At 60.8% G+C, this 14,649-nt stretch carries 11 protein-coding genes; 5 read left to right on the top strand and 6 right to left on the bottom strand.

Annotated elements, in window-relative coordinates:
* Nucleotides 1–58: 58 nt before the first annotated feature.
* Nucleotides 59–1,534, top strand: coding sequence for an inorganic phosphate transporter (locus M5B98_RS11795; RefSeq protein ID WP_085712967.1), 1,476 nt, complete (start codon nucleotides 59–61; stop codon nucleotides 1,532–1,534).
* Nucleotides 1,535–2,088: 554 nt separating this feature from the next.
* On the opposite strand, the gene ccoM is transcribed toward M5B98_RS11795, so the two are convergent.
* The 3 genes from ccoM to M5B98_RS11785 all read right to left on the bottom strand — a co-directional run bounded on the left by ccoM (nucleotide 2,089) and on the right by M5B98_RS11785 (nucleotide 2,996).
* Nucleotides 2,089–2,205, bottom strand: a complete 117-nt coding sequence (gene ccoM, locus M5B98_RS28740; protein WP_007959205.1) for a cytochrome c oxidase subunit CcoM — start codon at nucleotides 2,203–2,205, stop codon at nucleotides 2,089–2,091.
* A gap of 146 nt (nucleotides 2,206–2,351) precedes the next feature.
* Nucleotides 2,352–2,513: a hypothetical protein gene (locus tag M5B98_RS11790; protein WP_167443762.1), complete on the bottom strand. Its 162-nt coding sequence runs from the start codon at nucleotides 2,511–2,513 to the stop codon at nucleotides 2,352–2,354.
* Nucleotides 2,514–2,654: 141 nt separating this feature from the next.
* Nucleotides 2,655–2,996 (bottom strand): aspartate-semialdehyde dehydrogenase, encoded by a 342-nt coding sequence (locus M5B98_RS11785; RefSeq protein WP_085712966.1) that lies wholly within the window; start codon nucleotides 2,994–2,996, stop codon nucleotides 2,655–2,657.
* Nucleotides 2,997–3,237: 241 nt separating this feature from the next.
* On the opposite strand from M5B98_RS11785, the gene rapA reads away from it, so the two are divergent.
* Nucleotides 3,238–6,084: an RNA polymerase-associated protein RapA gene (rapA, locus tag M5B98_RS11780; RefSeq protein ID WP_114881723.1), complete on the top strand. Its 2,847-nt coding sequence runs from the start codon at nucleotides 3,238–3,240 to the stop codon at nucleotides 6,082–6,084.
* Between the two features lie 67 nt (nucleotides 6,085–6,151).
* Here rapA and M5B98_RS11775 read toward each other — a convergent pair whose 3' ends face one another.
* A complete protein-coding gene (locus M5B98_RS11775) occupies nucleotides 6,152–7,501 on the bottom strand; it encodes a spinster family MFS transporter (RefSeq protein ID WP_119427253.1) in 1,350 nt (449 codons plus the stop codon).
* A gap of 302 nt (nucleotides 7,502–7,803) precedes the next feature.
* Between M5B98_RS11775 and M5B98_RS11770 the strand changes: the two genes are divergently transcribed.
* The gene (locus M5B98_RS11770) at nucleotides 7,804–8,157 is read left to right on the top strand and encodes a YkgJ family cysteine cluster protein (RefSeq protein ID WP_119427285.1); all 354 of its coding nucleotides are present in this window, start codon (nucleotides 7,804–7,806) and stop codon (nucleotides 8,155–8,157) included.
* A 148-nt stretch (nucleotides 8,158–8,305) separates the two neighbouring features.
* Nucleotides 8,306–10,588 carry a putative bifunctional diguanylate cyclase/phosphodiesterase gene (locus M5B98_RS11765; RefSeq protein ID WP_248742785.1) on the top strand — a complete coding sequence of 761 codons (2,283 nt, stop codon included), beginning with the start codon at nucleotides 8,306–8,308 and terminating at the stop codon, nucleotides 10,586–10,588.
* Here the strand turns inward: M5B98_RS11765 and M5B98_RS11760 are convergent.
* Nucleotides 10,479–11,375: an NAD(P)-dependent oxidoreductase gene (locus tag M5B98_RS11760; RefSeq protein WP_248742784.1), complete on the bottom strand. Its 897-nt coding sequence runs from the start codon at nucleotides 11,373–11,375 to the stop codon at nucleotides 10,479–10,481. The genes M5B98_RS11765 and M5B98_RS11760 overlap by 110 nt on opposite strands.
* Before the next feature lie 197 nt (nucleotides 11,376–11,572).
* On the opposite strand from M5B98_RS11760, the gene M5B98_RS11755 reads away from it, so the two are divergent.
* Nucleotides 11,573–13,774 carry a hypothetical protein gene (locus M5B98_RS11755; RefSeq protein ID WP_248742783.1) on the top strand — a complete coding sequence of 734 codons (2,202 nt, stop codon included), beginning with the start codon at nucleotides 11,573–11,575 and terminating at the stop codon, nucleotides 13,772–13,774.
* Nucleotides 13,775–14,076: 302 nt separating this feature from the next.
* Here M5B98_RS11755 and M5B98_RS11750 read toward each other — a convergent pair whose 3' ends face one another.
* Nucleotides 14,077–14,382, bottom strand: a complete 306-nt coding sequence (locus M5B98_RS11750) for a DUF2288 domain-containing protein (protein WP_096819503.1) — start codon at nucleotides 14,380–14,382, stop codon at nucleotides 14,077–14,079.
* Between the last annotated feature and the right edge of the window lie 267 nt (nucleotides 14,383–14,649).

Genomic DNA, 14,649 nt, shown 5'->3' with positions numbered 1-14,649 from the left:
GATTTCCAGTCTTTTCTGGCATAATCGCGCCCCCTTATGACCGGGTCAGAAAACCTTCATGATCGATTTATTCAGCGGACTGGATGCCTGGGTGCTTGTGAGCCTCCTGCTCGCCCTGACATTTGTCCTCGCCTTCGAGTTCATCAATGGATTTCATGACACCGCTAACGCGGTAGCCACTGTTATCTACACCAAAGCGATGCCGCCTCACCTGGCGGTGTTCTTCTCGGGCGTGTTCAACTTCCTCGGCGTATTGCTGGGCGGCGTCGGCGTGGCGTATGCCATCGTCCACCTGCTGCCGGTAGAACTGTTGATCAACGTGAACACCGGCCATGGTCTGGCAATGGTGTTCTCGCTGCTCGCCGCCGCCATCGCCTGGAACCTGGGCACCTGGTACTTCGGTATCCCGGCCTCCAGTTCCCACACCCTGATCGGTTCGATCCTCGGTGTCGGCCTGGCCAACGCCCTGATCAACGACATTCCTCTGGGTGATGGCGTGAACTGGCAGAAAGCGATCGATATCGGTGCTTCGCTGGTGTTCTCGCCGATGGCTGGCTTCCTCGTGGCCGCACTGGTGCTGATCGGCCTGAAGTGGTGGCGCCCGCTGTCGAAAATGCACAAGACCCCGGAACAGCGCCGCAAGATCGACGACAAGAAGCATCCACCGTTCTGGAATCGCCTGGTCCTGGTGATGTCGGCCATGGCCATGAGCTTCGTGCACGGCTCCAACGATGGTCAGAAAGGCATCGGCCTGATCATGCTGGTCCTGATCGGTATCGTGCCTGCGCAGTTCGTGCTCGACCTGAACAGCACCACCTATCAGATCGAACGCACTCGCGACGCAACCCTGCACCTGAGCCAGTTCTACCAGCGCAACGCCGCCACCCTTGGCGAATTCCTGGCCCTGGGCAAAAGCGTAGAAGGCGACCTGCCGGAGAAATTCCGCTGCAACCCGCAGCAGACCGAACCGACCATTTCCGCCCTGCTCCACACCCTCAAAGGTGTATCGGACTACCACTCGCTGCCGGCGGAAAGCCGCATCGAAGTGCGCCGCTACCTGCTCTGCCTGGACGATACCGCGAAGAAAGTCGCCAAACTCCCGGGCCTCGAAGCTCGTGAAAAAGCCGACCTGGACAAACTGCGCAAAGACCTGACCACCACCACCGAATACGCCCCGTTCTGGGTAATTCTGGCGGTCGCCCTGGCCCTGGGCCTCGGCACCATGATCGGCTGGAAACGCGTGGTCCTGACCATCGGCGAGAAAATCGGCAAACAAGGCATGACCTATGCCCAGGGCATGTCGGCACAGATCACCGCAGCGAGCATGATCGGCCTGGCCAACATCTTCAGCCTTCCGGTGTCCACCACCCACGTCCTGTCCTCGGGCGTGGCCGGCACCATGGTCGCCAACAAAAGCGGCCTGCAAGGCGGCACGGTGAAAACCATCCTGCTGGCCTGGGTCCTGACCCTGCCGGCCACCGTGGCCCTGTCGGCCGGCTTGTTCTGGCTGGCGTCGAAGGCGCTGGGCAGCTGATAGATCGTGGTAATGAAAGAGGCGTGATTCGAGAGGATCACGCCTTTTTTGTTGGCCGCAGAAATGGAACGCGGAGCGTCCCGGGCTGCGTTCCCACGCGGAGCGTGGGAACGATCAAAGCGCACTTTCACTTCTCACCACTCAACACAATGAGCGTTAGCTCGAGTACCGCTTTTGACGTGCCGGCCCCATCGGAAGGCTGAGTGGAGGGATTTATCCGGGGGTGGGCGCGCAGCGCCGTTCGACGAAGTCGAACACATCGAGAGGAGGTGCAGCGAAGCAAACCGGAGGCGATGCCCCCGGATGAATCCCGGAACGAAGGAACGCCGAGCCTCAGCGAGGCGCCGAACGCAGGGGCCCAGCCTTTTGGTTCCTTTGGGGCGTTTGCCAAAGGGACTCGCCGTAAGGGCGAAACCGCCATCCGCAACACCCGAAGCAACGGATATTCACCCAAAACACCCAGAGCATGGTCGGCCCAAAGGCCGCCAAGACACAAAAAAAAGGGCAACCGAAGTTGCCCAAAATGCCTTGCGTGCTCATCAAACCCGGAAGAACTAAGGCTTCTTGCGCTTATTCGCATCCTTCCAGATAAAAAATCCAAACCCTGCAAAAAACAGAACCATGAGCCCCACCGTCAGAACCCCGGCAAACACCACGTTATCGAAAAACATGACTGGCCTCCTGGCCCCTGCTTTGCTGCGATGGAGCTAAGTTAACCAATCAGGCAGGCGCAGGAATTGACCGGGATCAATACCGGTCAAGGTGCGGAGCAAAGGAAGGGAAATAACTGACCTGCATCAACGGATACAGGGGGAGATCAACGCTTTTTCGGTTTGTTTTTCGACTTTTTCTTCGGTTTTCCCAACGGCATGGCCTGTTCGAAGGCCTTGCGCACTTCATTCAGGCGTTTTTCGTTGAGGTCGTGAACCCGCTTGGCGCGTTCGGTGCTGAGGTCGATCAGTTTGTCGTCTTGGCTCATGGCGTTCGATGCATCGCTTGGACTGAATCACAACTGCCGGATCGCCGACAGGACTGCGCCAATAATGCGGCCTCACGCCGGCGCTGACCAGCCATCGACGTACAACAAATCGTGTATTCAAGACGCGGTGGTCGGGCAGCCTCAGATCTCGATGTCGACCCACAGGCCCTGACGTGGCTGGTCTTCCATCAGCGGCACCACCGGCACGGTGTTGTCGGCATTGAGTTCGGTGCCCGGTACGGCGAGGTGTTCTTCCGGATCTTCGTCGGCTTCGCGCTTGCGACGCTCACGCTCCTGCTGGCGGCGCTGCTCTTCGCGCAGCAGATAACCATCCTCTTCCGGATCGCGCTTTTGCAGGTCGATGGTGCTTTCGTTGGAGCTTTCCTGCACCGGCACCACCGGGGGAATGTCCGGCCGCTGGCGGATCGGGTCCTGCTGGGAAGTGATCGGCACGGCGCTCAAGGGGAGCATCGGTGGCAGCATATGAAGGGTCTCCTGTCAGCAGGCTATCGGCTGCGGCATCGGGGCCTTGAGCCATCGGTCGAAAACTTGTGACCGGGTTGGCACTCAATCGTGCCGCCAGCGCTCCTGAAACCGACGCATGACCTAATCTTCCCTCAGTCGGCCGTCGGCATTTAATAGCCGTACGCGACGCCTAATCCTTTGGCCTCAGGGCCTCATTCCGTTAAGATAGCCCGCTTTTTCAAGGTGGGAGTCAGGCAGCATGGCGCAGCAGTATCAACCGGGGCAACGCTGGATCAGTGACAGCGAAGCAGAGCTTGGTTTAGGCACCGTTCTGGCACAGGACGGCCGCTTGTTGACCGTGCTTTACCCGGCCACTGGCGAAACCCGCCAGTACGCGCTAAGGAATGCGCCTTTGACCCGCGTGCGATTCTCGCCGGGCGACTCCATCACTCACTTCGAAGGCTGGAAAATGACCGTGCGCGAAGTCGAGGATGCCGATGGCCTGCTCGTCTATCACGGTCTGAACGCCGAGAACGAAGCCGTCACCCTGCCGGAAACCCAGCTGTCGAACTTCATCCAGTTCCGTCTGGCCAGCGACCGCCTGTTCGCCGGGCAGATCGACCCGCTGTCGTGGTTCTCCCTGCGCTACCACACCCTGGAACACACCAGCCGCCAGTTGCAGTCCTCCCTGTGGGGCCTGGGCGGCGTACGTGCGCAGCCGATCGCGCACCAGTTGCACATTGCCCGTGAAGTCGCCGACCGCATCGCGCCACGGGTATTGCTGGCGGACGAAGTGGGTCTGGGCAAGACCATCGAAGCCGGTCTGGTGATTCATCGCCAGTTGCTCTCCGGCCGCGCCAATCGCGTGCTGATCCTGGTGCCGGAAAACCTCCAGCACCAATGGCTGGTGGAAATGCGCCGCCGCTTCAACCTGCAGGTCGCGCTGTTCGACGAAGAACGCTTCATCGAAAGCGATGCCTCCAACCCGTTCGAAGACACCCAGCTGGCCCTGGTGGCCCTGGAGTGGCTGGTGGAAGACGAAAAGGCCCAGGATGCGCTGTTCGCCGCCGGCTGGGACCTGATGGTGGTCGACGAAGCGCACCACCTGGTGTGGCACGAAGACAAGGTCAGCCCGGAATACTCCTTGGTCGAGCAGCTTGCCGAGACGATCCCGGGCGTGCTGCTGCTCACCGCCACCCCGGAACAACTCGGCCAGGACAGCCACTTCGCCCGTCTGCGCCTGCTCGACCCGAACCGCTTCCATGACCTGGCCGCCTTCCGCGCCGAAAGCGAGAACTATCGCCCGGTGGCCGAAGCCGTTCAGGAGTTGCTGGACAAGGGCCGCCTCTCGGCCGAAGCGCACAAGACCATTCACGGTTTCCTCGGCAACGAAGGCGAAGCCCTGCTGACCGCCGTCAACGATGGCGACAGCGAAGCCAGCGCCCGCCTCGTGCGCGAACTGCTCGACCGCCACGGCACCGGCCGCGTGCTGTTCCGTAACACCCGCGCCGCCGTGCAGGGTTTCCCGGAGCGCAAACTGCATCCGTACCCGCTGCCGTGCCCGGACGAATACCTCGAACTGCCGCTGGGCGATCACGCCGAACTGTATCCGGAAGTCAGCTTCCAGGCCCAGCCGGATGCCAGCGAAGAAGAACGCTGGTGGAAATTCGACCCGCGCGTCGAGTGGCTGATCGATCAGCTGAAAATGCTCAAGCGCACCAAAGTGCTGGTGATCTGCGCCCACGCCGAAACCGCGATGGACCTGGAAGACGCCCTGCGCGTGCGTTCCGGCATCCCGGCCACGGTGTTCCATGAAGGCATGAACATCCTCGAGCGCGACCGCGCCGCCGCCTACTTCGCCGACGAAGAGTTCGGCGCACAGGTGCTGATCTGCTCGGAAATCGGCAGTGAAGGTCGCAACTTCCAGTTCGCCCACCACCTGGTGCTGTTCGATCTGCCGTCGCACCCGGACCTGCTGGAGCAGCGGATCGGTCGTCTGGACCGGATCGGCCAGAAACACATCATCGAACTGCATGTGCCGTACCTGGAAACCAGCCCGCAAGAGCGCCTGTTCCAGTGGTATCACGAAGCGTTGAACGCGTTCCTCAACACCTGCCCGACCGGCAACGCCTTGCAGCACCAGTTCGGCCCGCGCCTGCTGCCGCTGCTGGAAGAGGCCGACGACGGCGAGTGGCAGACGCTGATCGACGAAGCGCGCACCGAACGCGAGCGCCTGGAAGCCGAGCTGCACACCGGTCGCGACCGCCTGCTGGAACTGAACTCCGGCGGCGCTGGCGAAGGTGACGCGCTGGTCGAGGACATCCTCGAGCAAGACGATCAGTTCGCCCTGCCGATCTACATGGAAACCCTGTTCGACGCGTTCGGCATCGACAGCGAAGACCATTCGGAAAACGCCCTGATCCTCAAGCCGAGCGAGAAGATGCTTGACGCCAGCTTCCCGCTGGGCGACGACGAAGGCGTGACCATCACTTACGACCGCAATCAGGCGCTGTCGCGCGAAGACATGCAGTTCATCACCTGGGAACACCCGATGGTGCAGGGCGGCATGGATCTGGTGCTGTCCGGTTCGATGGGCAACACCGCCGTCGCGCTGATCAAGAACAAGGCGTTGAAGCCGGGCACCGTACTGCTGGAACTGCTCTACGTCAGCGAAGTGGTGGCGCCGCGCTCGCTGCAACTGGGCCGTTACCTGCCGCCGGCCGCCCTGCGCTGCCTGCTCGATGCCAACGGCAACGACCTGTCCGCCCGTGTGGCGTTCGAAACCCTGAACGATCAGCTGGAAAGCGTGCCGCGCGCCAGCGCCAACAAGTTCATCCAGGCCCAGCGCGATCAGCTGACGCCACGGATCAACGCCGGTGAAGACAAAGTCACCCCGCGTCACGCCGAGCGCGTAGCCGAGGCCCGCCGCCGTCTGGCGGCCGATACCGATGAAGAACTGGCGCGCCTGACCGCGTTGCAGGCGGTCAACCCGACCGTGCGCGACAGCGAGCTGGTGGCCCTGCGCAAACAGCGCGAGCAAGGCCTGGCCATGCTCGACAAGGCTGCGCTGCGACTGGAAGCAATCCGGGTGCTGGTCGCAGGCTAAACCGCCCTGCTCCATCGCCAGAAACGAAAAGGCCCGCAGCGATGCGGGCCTTTTTGTTTGTCTGAGGTTACGCAGTCACCGCTGCGCCATCCGGCTCCACCACTGCCGACAACCCCTCCTTCATCCGCTTCGCATCCCGCACAAAACACCGCGATGCCAGAAACAGAAACACCATCGTAAAGAACAGCGCCACCGGGATCAGGTACATCGCGTCATGCAGGCCGACAGCCTTGAACGCCTCGGTCATCTGTTCGGCACCCGCCGAAATCATGGCCGACTTGGCGAAGTGATCGGACAAGCCACCGACCACCACCGGCCCCAAGCCTCCGCCCAGCAAGTACAACCCGGCAAAGAACAGCGCCATCGCCGTGGCCCGCAGGCGCGGTTCGACCACGTCCTGAATCGCCGTGTAGACGCAGGTGTAGAAGTTATAGGCAAACAGCCAGCCGACGCTGAACAGCGCGACAAACACACCGATCTCGATCCGTCCGGCATGCAGCGCCCAGGCGGTGCACACCGTCGAGATGATCAGACTGAACGCCGCAAACAACAGCCGGCCGCTGGCCACGCGCTGGTGAATCTTGTCGGCGATCCAGCCGCCCAGGGTCAGGCCGATCAATCCGGTCACCCCGACAATCATCCCGGTGGCCACCGCCGCCTCCTGCAACGGCATCAGGAAATAGCGCTGCAGCATCGGCACCAGAAACGAGTTGCAGGCATACGTCGCAAAGTTGAAGCACAGCCCGGCCAGCACCAGCCACAGGAACGTCGGCACCGCCAGCACCCGACGGATCGGCTTGTCGACTTTCTCTTGCGACACCTGCACGGTTTCTGCTGCGCCGCGCTTGGGCTCCTTGATGAAGAACATGAACACCGCCAGCAGCAACCCCGGCACGGCAGCGATGAAGAACGGCGCACGCCAGCTGTCGAACGCCTTGACCATCGCACCGATGGTGAAGAACGCCAGCAGCAGCCCCAACGGCAGGCCCAACATGAAGATGCCCATGGCCCGCGCCCGACGGTGGGCGGGGAACAGGTCACCGATCAGCGAGTTGGCGGCGGGCGCGTAACTGGCCTCGCCGATGCCGATGCCCATGCGTACCAGCAGAAAGCTCCAGAAACTGCCGACCAGGCCGTTGACTGCGGTCAGCGCGCTCCAGGTCGCCAGGCCCCAGCCCATCAGTTTGCTGCGCGAGCCGGTGTCGGCCATGCGCCCCAATGGCAGACCGGCAATGGCGTAGACGATGGTGAACGCGGTGCCGACGATCCCCAGCTGAAAGTCGCTAAGGTGCCATTCCATGCGGATCGGCTCGATGATGATCGCCGGGATGGTGCGATCGAAGAAATTGAACAGGTTGGCGAGGAACAACAGGAACAGAATGCGCCAGGCATTCGCCGCTTGGGTCGAGTTCTGCATGGGTCCGTCTCTTTTATTGTTATAGGGCTTCACTGCCGACGCATCCGAGCCCGGAACCTGCAATCTAGTCAGGCAGGTAGGACCTGTCTGTCATCATTCGTCAGGCTGATGTTGACCCATGGCACTGTAACGAAACGTAAGCCCTTGAAAAGGCTCGTATCCCCCGAAAACCGGGGGTTTTGCGGAAAAATCCGGCAATGAAAAAATACTTTCGCGCCCCCCTTCCCAACGCCGTGGCAAAGCCTAGAATGGCCGCCGGATCCGTCCGGATCCAGCCGATCAATCCCTTTGATGCCCCTCCCATGTCCGATGTCAGTCCGTGTCTGAATTGCGGTGCCTGCTGTTCCCATTTTCGTGTGTCATTTTTCTGGGGTGAATGCGCATCCTCCGGCGGAACCGTGCCTGATGAACTGGTCACTCAGATCACGCCCAGCCGGGTCGCCATGATCGGTACCGACCGCAAGGCGCCGCGCTGCACCGCGCTGGAAGGCGAGGTCGGAAAGGCCGTGAGTTGCACGATCTACGACAAGCGCTCCAGCCCCTGCCGAGAATTCGAGGCATCGTGGGAAAACGGTGAACAGAATATTGACTGTGACAAGGCCCGTGCCCGCTTCGGCCTGCCGCCGCTGCAACCACACTGGAACGAGGTCGCCTGAGCCTTAGCGCCAATCGCTATGGCGCTCATGCCAAAATCATTAGAACCAATGTGCCACCACGGCTTGCGCCCCGAAATCGGCCTCTATACTGCATTCATTCGCCTGCGTTGATGACGCAGTAAGGAAGCACTCAGAGACGGGGCATGCTATGGAGTGGCTTGGTTTGCAGTTTGTTGCCGAGCTGCCGGAGAGCGGGCAGGTCATCCTCAATTGCACACACAACCCCTTGCTGGTGCTGGTCGCCTATCTGGTGGCGTGTGCCGCGAGTTTCGCCACCCTCGACATGGCGGAACGCGTCGGCCATGCCGAAGACCCCGGATCGCGCAGGCTCTGGCGCTGGATCGGCGCCACTTGCCTGGCCGGCGGCATCTGGGCCATGCATTTCATCAGCATGCTGGCGTTCCAGACACCGATCGACATCCAGTACGACCTGGCCATTACCCTGTTTTCCCTGGTGATCGCCGTGCTGGCCTCCTGGCTGGCGATGCACACCCTCAGCGAACCGCAGCCCAGTCTGCTGCAATACTTCAAGACCGCCATCGTCATCGGCCTGGGCATTGCCGGCATGCATTACGTCGGCATGGCCGCCATGCAGTCCGCCGCCACCGCCTACTACGAGCCGACCCTGTTCGCACTGTCGATCCTGATTGCCATCGGTGCCAGTTTCGCCGCGCTGTGGGTGGCCGGGAACTTGCGTGAAGGCAGCGGCCTGCACAACCAGATGCTCAAATACGTGGCCACCCTGATTCTCGGGGCCGGCATCATCAGCATGCACTTCACCGGCATGGCGGCGTTGCATCTGGTCCTGCCGGAGGGAAGCATTCCCACACTGAGGGCCGACACCAGTCATCTGCAGCTGGGGCTCACCGTCGCCTTCATCACCCTGCTGATCCTCGGCAGCGCCATCAGCGCCGCACTCGCCGACAAGAAACTGCAGAACAAGGAGCAAGACCTGCGCCGGGTCAACATGCTGCTCAGCCAGCTCGATCAGGCGCGGATGTCGCTGCAACAGGCCGCCAATTACGACGCCCTGACCAACCTGATCAACCGTCGCGGCTTCAACCAGCTCTTTGCCGAAAAGCTCAGCCAGAAATCCACCGAGGGCGGCATGCTCGCGGTGATGTTTCTCGACATCGACCACTTCAAGCGCATCAACGACAGCCTCGGCCATGATGCCGGCGACGAGTTGCTCAAGGTCATCGCCCAGCACATCAAGGGTTCGGTACGTGGCCATGAAGACGTGGTCGCGCGTTTCGGCGGTGATGAATTCTGCATCCTCATCGGTCTGCGCGACCGCGAGGAGGCCCGCAACCTGGCCCAGCGCATCATGCTCAAAATGAAGGAGCCGATCGAACTGGCCGGGCGGCGCATGGTGATGACCACCAGCATCGGCATCAGCCTGTTTCCCGAAGACGGCACCACCTGCGATGAACTGCTCAAGCACGCGGACCTGGCGCTGTATCAATCCAAGGGCGCCGGGCGCAACGGCGTGCATTTTTTCGATTCCAACCTGAAAAACCGCGCCAGCCTGGAACTGCAACTGGAGGAGGAACTGCGCCATGCCCTGCGCGAAGAGAACGGGTTGATGCTGTATTACCAGCCGATCTTCGAACTGAAGACCGGCAAGGTCACCAAGCTCGAAGCGCTGATTCGCTGGCAGCATCCGGTGCATGGCCTGCTGACCCCGGATCGTTTTATCGCCATCGCCGAAAACAATGGCCTGATCGCCGAGCTCGACAACTGGGTGCTGCGCAAGGCCTGCGAAGACCTGGGTGAATTGTCGCGCCACGGCTGCGATGACCTGAAGATCGCCTGGAACTGCTCACCCCTGAATCTGGCGCGGGAAGAACTGGCCAATGAAATCGAACGCGCCTTGCGCAGCGCCGGCGTCGCCCCTGAACGCCTTGAGCTGGAGGTGACCGAAAACGCCCTGATGGGCAACATCGCCAATACGCTGGTGCTGCTGCGGCAGATCCGTGCCCTGGGCGTATCGCTGTCAATCGATGACTTCGGCACCGGTTATTCGTCCCTGGCCTACCTCAAGCGTCTGCCGCTCAACACCTTGAAGGTCGACCGCTCCTTCATCCTCGACATTCCCAAGGCCACCGCCGACATGGAAATCGTCCAGGCGATCATCGTCATGGCCCACACCCTGCACTTGCAGGTCGTCACCGAAGGCGTGGAAAGCCTGGAGCAATACGAATTCCTCGAGCGTTCCGGCTGCGACTTCATTCAGGGTTACCTGCTCAGCCGTCCGGTGCCGCTGCACGAACTGCGCCCGGTCCTCGAAGAGATCAATCAGCGCAAACACGCCCACTCGGTCAATCCGCTGACGCTGGCTCGCGGTACATTTTCACCAGTGTCGATGGATCTCTCTCCAAAAAGCCCTGCGCCCCATGCAGGCGCATCAGTTGTGCGGCCAATCCGCTGATCGGCGTGGCCGAGCCGACTTCACGGGAAAACTTCACCGCCGTATCGAGATCCTTGAGCAGCGTGCGCACATGCCATTTCACCGGTTCGAAACAGCTTTCGGCCATTTGCGGGGCGAGGATCTGCAGCGGCTTCGAATCGGCAAAACCACCGGCCAGCGCCTCGGTAATCAGGCTGGCGTCGACCCCGGACTGCTCGGCCAGCGCGACCACTTCGGCGATCACCAGCGCATTGCAGGCAACGATCATCTGGTTGCAGGCCTTGGTCACCTGGCCAGCACCGATACCGCCCATGTGCGTGACGCGCTGACCAAGGGCGAGCAGCACCGGGCGAACACGATCAAGATCTGCGGCATCACCACCGACCATGATCGCCAGGCTGCCGGCCTCCGCGCCAACGACACCGCCGGACACCGGTGAGTCGAGCCAGGCCATGCCGGTCTTTTGCACCAGTTCTGCTGCCATCTCGCGAGTCGCCGTCGGTTCAAGGCTGGAAAAGTCCACCAGCAACTGACCGTTCTTTGCGCCTTCAGCAACACCGGCCGAGCCAAACACCACCTCGCGGACCACCGCGGTATCGGCCAGGCAGAGCATCACCACGTCGGCCTGCCCGCACAGTTCGGCCGGGGTCGCGACTTGCCGGGCACCCGCCTCGACCAGTGGTGCGCACTTGTCCGGGTTGCGGTTCCACACGGTCAGCGGATAACCCGCCGCCAGCAGACGCCGGCACATCGGCAGCCCCATCAGGCCGATTCCGGCAAACCCCAACGAAGGTAGCGTTGACATCATTTAGCCTCCTTTTGATTAAAGATCGCCGAATAATGGCCGATCCATCATCAATCAGGAAAGGATTCCCCCGTGCGACACACAGGCAAAGACCCTGACGCACGGGCCAAATACGCGCAGCAAAAAGACGCGAGATTCCCATTCCGTGAGGCTTGACGACAGTGGTCGCCGAGCCAACCAGTCCAGGTAAATGGCGCACAATGACTTCTAAAAACAATCCGGCCACTGCGGTATCCGATCTGACCCTGAGCCCTGCGGCGAACAGCCCTGCCCCGATGAAGCCATTGCCTCCTTCGCGCCCTCTGGGCACCCAGCAATACCTGTACTTCACCGAAACCAACACTGACCGCATCCTCGATAACCTCGACGGCCTGCGTGACCTGGTGTTCCCGCGCCCGCCGCATCTGGAAGGCGACAACGAGCAGCACAACGACCAGGAATTCCCGTCGGTGTGCCTGATCGGCCTCGGTCGCTGCGGCTCCAACATCGCCCTCGACGTGGCGGAGCTGGTGTACAACGCGCGCAAGTTCTACCTCAACGAATTCAACAACGAAGACCGCGTGGCTGACCGTCGCCTGGCCTCCGACAAAGGCTACAGCCCGGCCCAGTGGATCAAGCAGAACCTGCGGATCGGCCCGAACAAGTCGACCAAACCGGTGTTTCTGGTCGAGCCGCTGGTAATGCTCGGCGACCTGGATAAAGACATTGCCGGGCGTATCCGTTTCTCGCGCAAGGGCGAGAAAAGCGGCTTCCTGCGCGACTACAGCAAAATGAAGATCATGGACTTGTCCGAAGTCCACGCCGGTGGCGCCGGTAACGCGCCGATCCTCGGCCAGTACCTGGCGAAGATCATCCTGAACAAGGACACCCAGCGTTTCTCCAGCCCCGACTGGAAAATGATCCACTCGTACCTGATCGACAGCTGCGGCATCAAGGCCAACCAGTCGCGCCTGTACTTCTCGATCTTCAGTGCCGGCGGCGGTACCGGTTCGGGCATGGCCTCGGAATTCGGCCTGGCCCAGCAGCACTCGTACATGAACAAGACGTTCGACACCAAGCCGATGGACGAACATGACGGCAAGAGCGGTCATTCGTTCGTGTTCGAGCCGATCTTCACCAGCGGCATCTGCGTGCTGCCGAACATTTCCGACCACCGCAGCGAAATGTCCGAGGCGCTGCACATCAACGCCGGTCGCCTGCTGTGCAAATACCTCTCGGAAGAATGGGATTTCTCGTACAACTTCGCCAACGAAGACAGCAGCGAAGCCAGCGTCATGGGCCGTATCCGCCCATGGAACGCGATGATGCTGATCTCCAACGACATCATGCGTTACGCCGAAGAGAGCGACGACGGCAACATCCAGAACATTGATGTCAATGCGATGGAGAAGCACGCCAACCAGTACATCTCGCAGCAGATCTTCAACATTCTGACGGCCCAGGCCGTCACCACCGACTACGACCAGAACTATTTCCGTCGCGCCGGCATCGACATCGGCGAGACCATTCGCCTGGACGCCAACGATCTGTTCATGAGTCTGGCCGGCCCGGTGGCGATTGCCTACGCCGAATCGGTGGTGCCGGAAACGCCGCCGCCGAGCAGCGACAAGTTCAAGGTGTTCGACAAAGAGCCGCAGCGCCTGAACATCGACGACCTGTTCTTCCGCTCGATCGACCTGCCGCACTTCAATAAGGTGACCCAGGCCATCGAAGGTATCAGCCTGCTGCCGATCGAATCCAAACGCTACCGCGCGTCGCTTGAGCAGTACAAGAATTCCGGCTACGACGCCGCGGCGCTACACGACCTGCACTTCTTCAAGAACTGCTCGTCGGTGGTCTCGATCGTTTCGCTGCCGAAAGACTACAAGCTGTCGTACATGGACCTGAACCGGTTGAAGACCCACCTCAACAGCCTGTTCCCCAACACCACGCTCAAGCGCTACGCGCTGGTGATCGGTGCTTCGGCCAACCTGTCGCTGACCACCCTGATCGCCAAGAGCCCGTGCCTGTCGGACGACTTCCTGACCCTGATCGTGGCGTTCATCAAGCGTTGCTTCGCGAAGACCCCGTACCGTTTCGACGAGACCCTCGACAACTCGATCCTCGACTTCATCATCAATGAAGAATTCGACGAAGAACGTATCGATGACCTGCTCAACGAATTCGAGAACCCGGCGAAGATCCTCGATACCAACTGGTACGCGATCAAGCCGATGTACGAGAAGAAGTACCGCGAGCTGATCAACGACAAGGAGAAGTTTGTCTCGATCAACGACATTCGCCTGTCGCGTGATTGTGTGAAGAAGTCGATCAAGTACCTGCGCGAGATTTATCGCCACCGGATCGGCAAGACCAAGGTTATTTCGCTGAATAACCATACCGGCAAGACTTACTCGGTCTGATCGAAGACCGCGTCGCAGCTATTCGCGAGCAAGCTCGCTCCCACAGGTTTTGTGCTCGACACGAACACTGTGGGAGCGAGCTTGCTCGCGATGGGGCCCGTGAAAACGCCACGCAACTCAGCCTTTCCAACATCCAGAAACAATTAAGCAGCCCGAAGGCTGCTCAATAAACTGTGCCCGTTACGTTTACGTCACCGTTATGCCACCCGCGCTTGTGGCATTTCTCTACGGCAACGTGCCATCACGCTACTCGGCTACACACTTTTCCTCGGCCATCATGCGCACCAACGAGGTGCAACCCCTCAGGCCGACGCCCTTTCCTGGACCAGAATCCACGGCCGCACCACCACCGCCCACATTTGCGGATCACGTTCGAAAATATCCAGCGCCCGCGTTTCAGACAGCTTGGCGACCTTGTCTTCGGCCAGCCAGGCAGCGACTTTCTCGCCCTGATCCGATGCCACGGCCTCGGCCACGGCGATCAAATCCAGGTCAGCGTCGACCCACAATAGGGCACCCTGGGCGTAGAAGCGCTCCAGCTCTTTCCAGGTAATAGATGCGGTTTCACCAAGCAGCTTGGCATAGAGGGTGCTAGGTTCTTGATTCATGGGACTGTCCGGAAAAGAAATCGGCGCGAATGATAACGTCGGTGGTCCGGCAGAAAAACCCGGTAGCAAAAGGCTGTACCGAACGAAAAGCGCAGGAAAGCCAAGGAATGCTGATGATTGGGGCATAAGCCCTCTGAAAGCCCCGCCGCAATTCTGTCTTTTTCTTTCATTAAAGCGACATCTCCAGAATTTGCCCCTGGGCGCCAGCTTCCCAGGCCAACAACCGGCGCTCTACACTGTACCGGTACAGTTGCCGGGGGCATTTCC

The sequence above is a fragment of the Pseudomonas sp. MWU12-3088 genome (assembly GCF_023242405.1).
In the GTDB taxonomy this organism is placed as follows: domain Bacteria; phylum Pseudomonadota; class Gammaproteobacteria; order Pseudomonadales; family Pseudomonadaceae; genus Aquipseudomonas; species Aquipseudomonas kribbensis.
This window is presented reverse-complemented; position numbering and strand designations above follow the sequence as displayed.

Excerpts from the sequence above, each read along its gene's own strand:
- M5B98_RS11795 (WP_085712967.1), top strand. The coding sequence starts at position 59 with ATGATCGATTTATTCAGCGGACTGGATGCCTGGGTGCTTGTGAGCCTC.
- ccoM (WP_007959205.1), bottom strand. The coding sequence starts at position 2,205 with ATGTTTTTCGATAACGTGGTGTTTGCCGGGGTTCTGACGGTGGGGCTC.
- M5B98_RS11790 (WP_167443762.1), bottom strand. The coding sequence starts at position 2,513 with ATGAGCCAAGACGACAAACTGATCGACCTCAGCACCGAACGCGCCAAG.
- M5B98_RS11785 (WP_085712966.1), bottom strand. The coding sequence starts at position 2,996 with ATGCTGCCACCGATGCTCCCCTTGAGCGCCGTGCCGATCACTTCCCAG.
- rapA (WP_114881723.1), top strand. The coding sequence starts at position 3,238 with ATGGCGCAGCAGTATCAACCGGGGCAACGCTGGATCAGTGACAGCGAA.
- M5B98_RS11775 (WP_119427253.1), bottom strand. The coding sequence starts at position 7,501 with ATGCAGAACTCGACCCAAGCGGCGAATGCCTGGCGCATTCTGTTCCTG.
- M5B98_RS11770 (WP_119427285.1), top strand. The coding sequence starts at position 7,804 with ATGTCCGATGTCAGTCCGTGTCTGAATTGCGGTGCCTGCTGTTCCCAT.
- M5B98_RS11765 (WP_248742785.1), top strand. The coding sequence starts at position 8,306 with ATGGAGTGGCTTGGTTTGCAGTTTGTTGCCGAGCTGCCGGAGAGCGGG.
- M5B98_RS11760 (WP_248742784.1), bottom strand. The coding sequence starts at position 11,375 with ATGATGTCAACGCTACCTTCGTTGGGGTTTGCCGGAATCGGCCTGATG.
- M5B98_RS11755 (WP_248742783.1), top strand. The coding sequence starts at position 11,573 with ATGACTTCTAAAAACAATCCGGCCACTGCGGTATCCGATCTGACCCTG.
- M5B98_RS11750 (WP_096819503.1), bottom strand. The coding sequence starts at position 14,382 with ATGAATCAAGAACCTAGCACCCTCTATGCCAAGCTGCTTGGTGAAACC.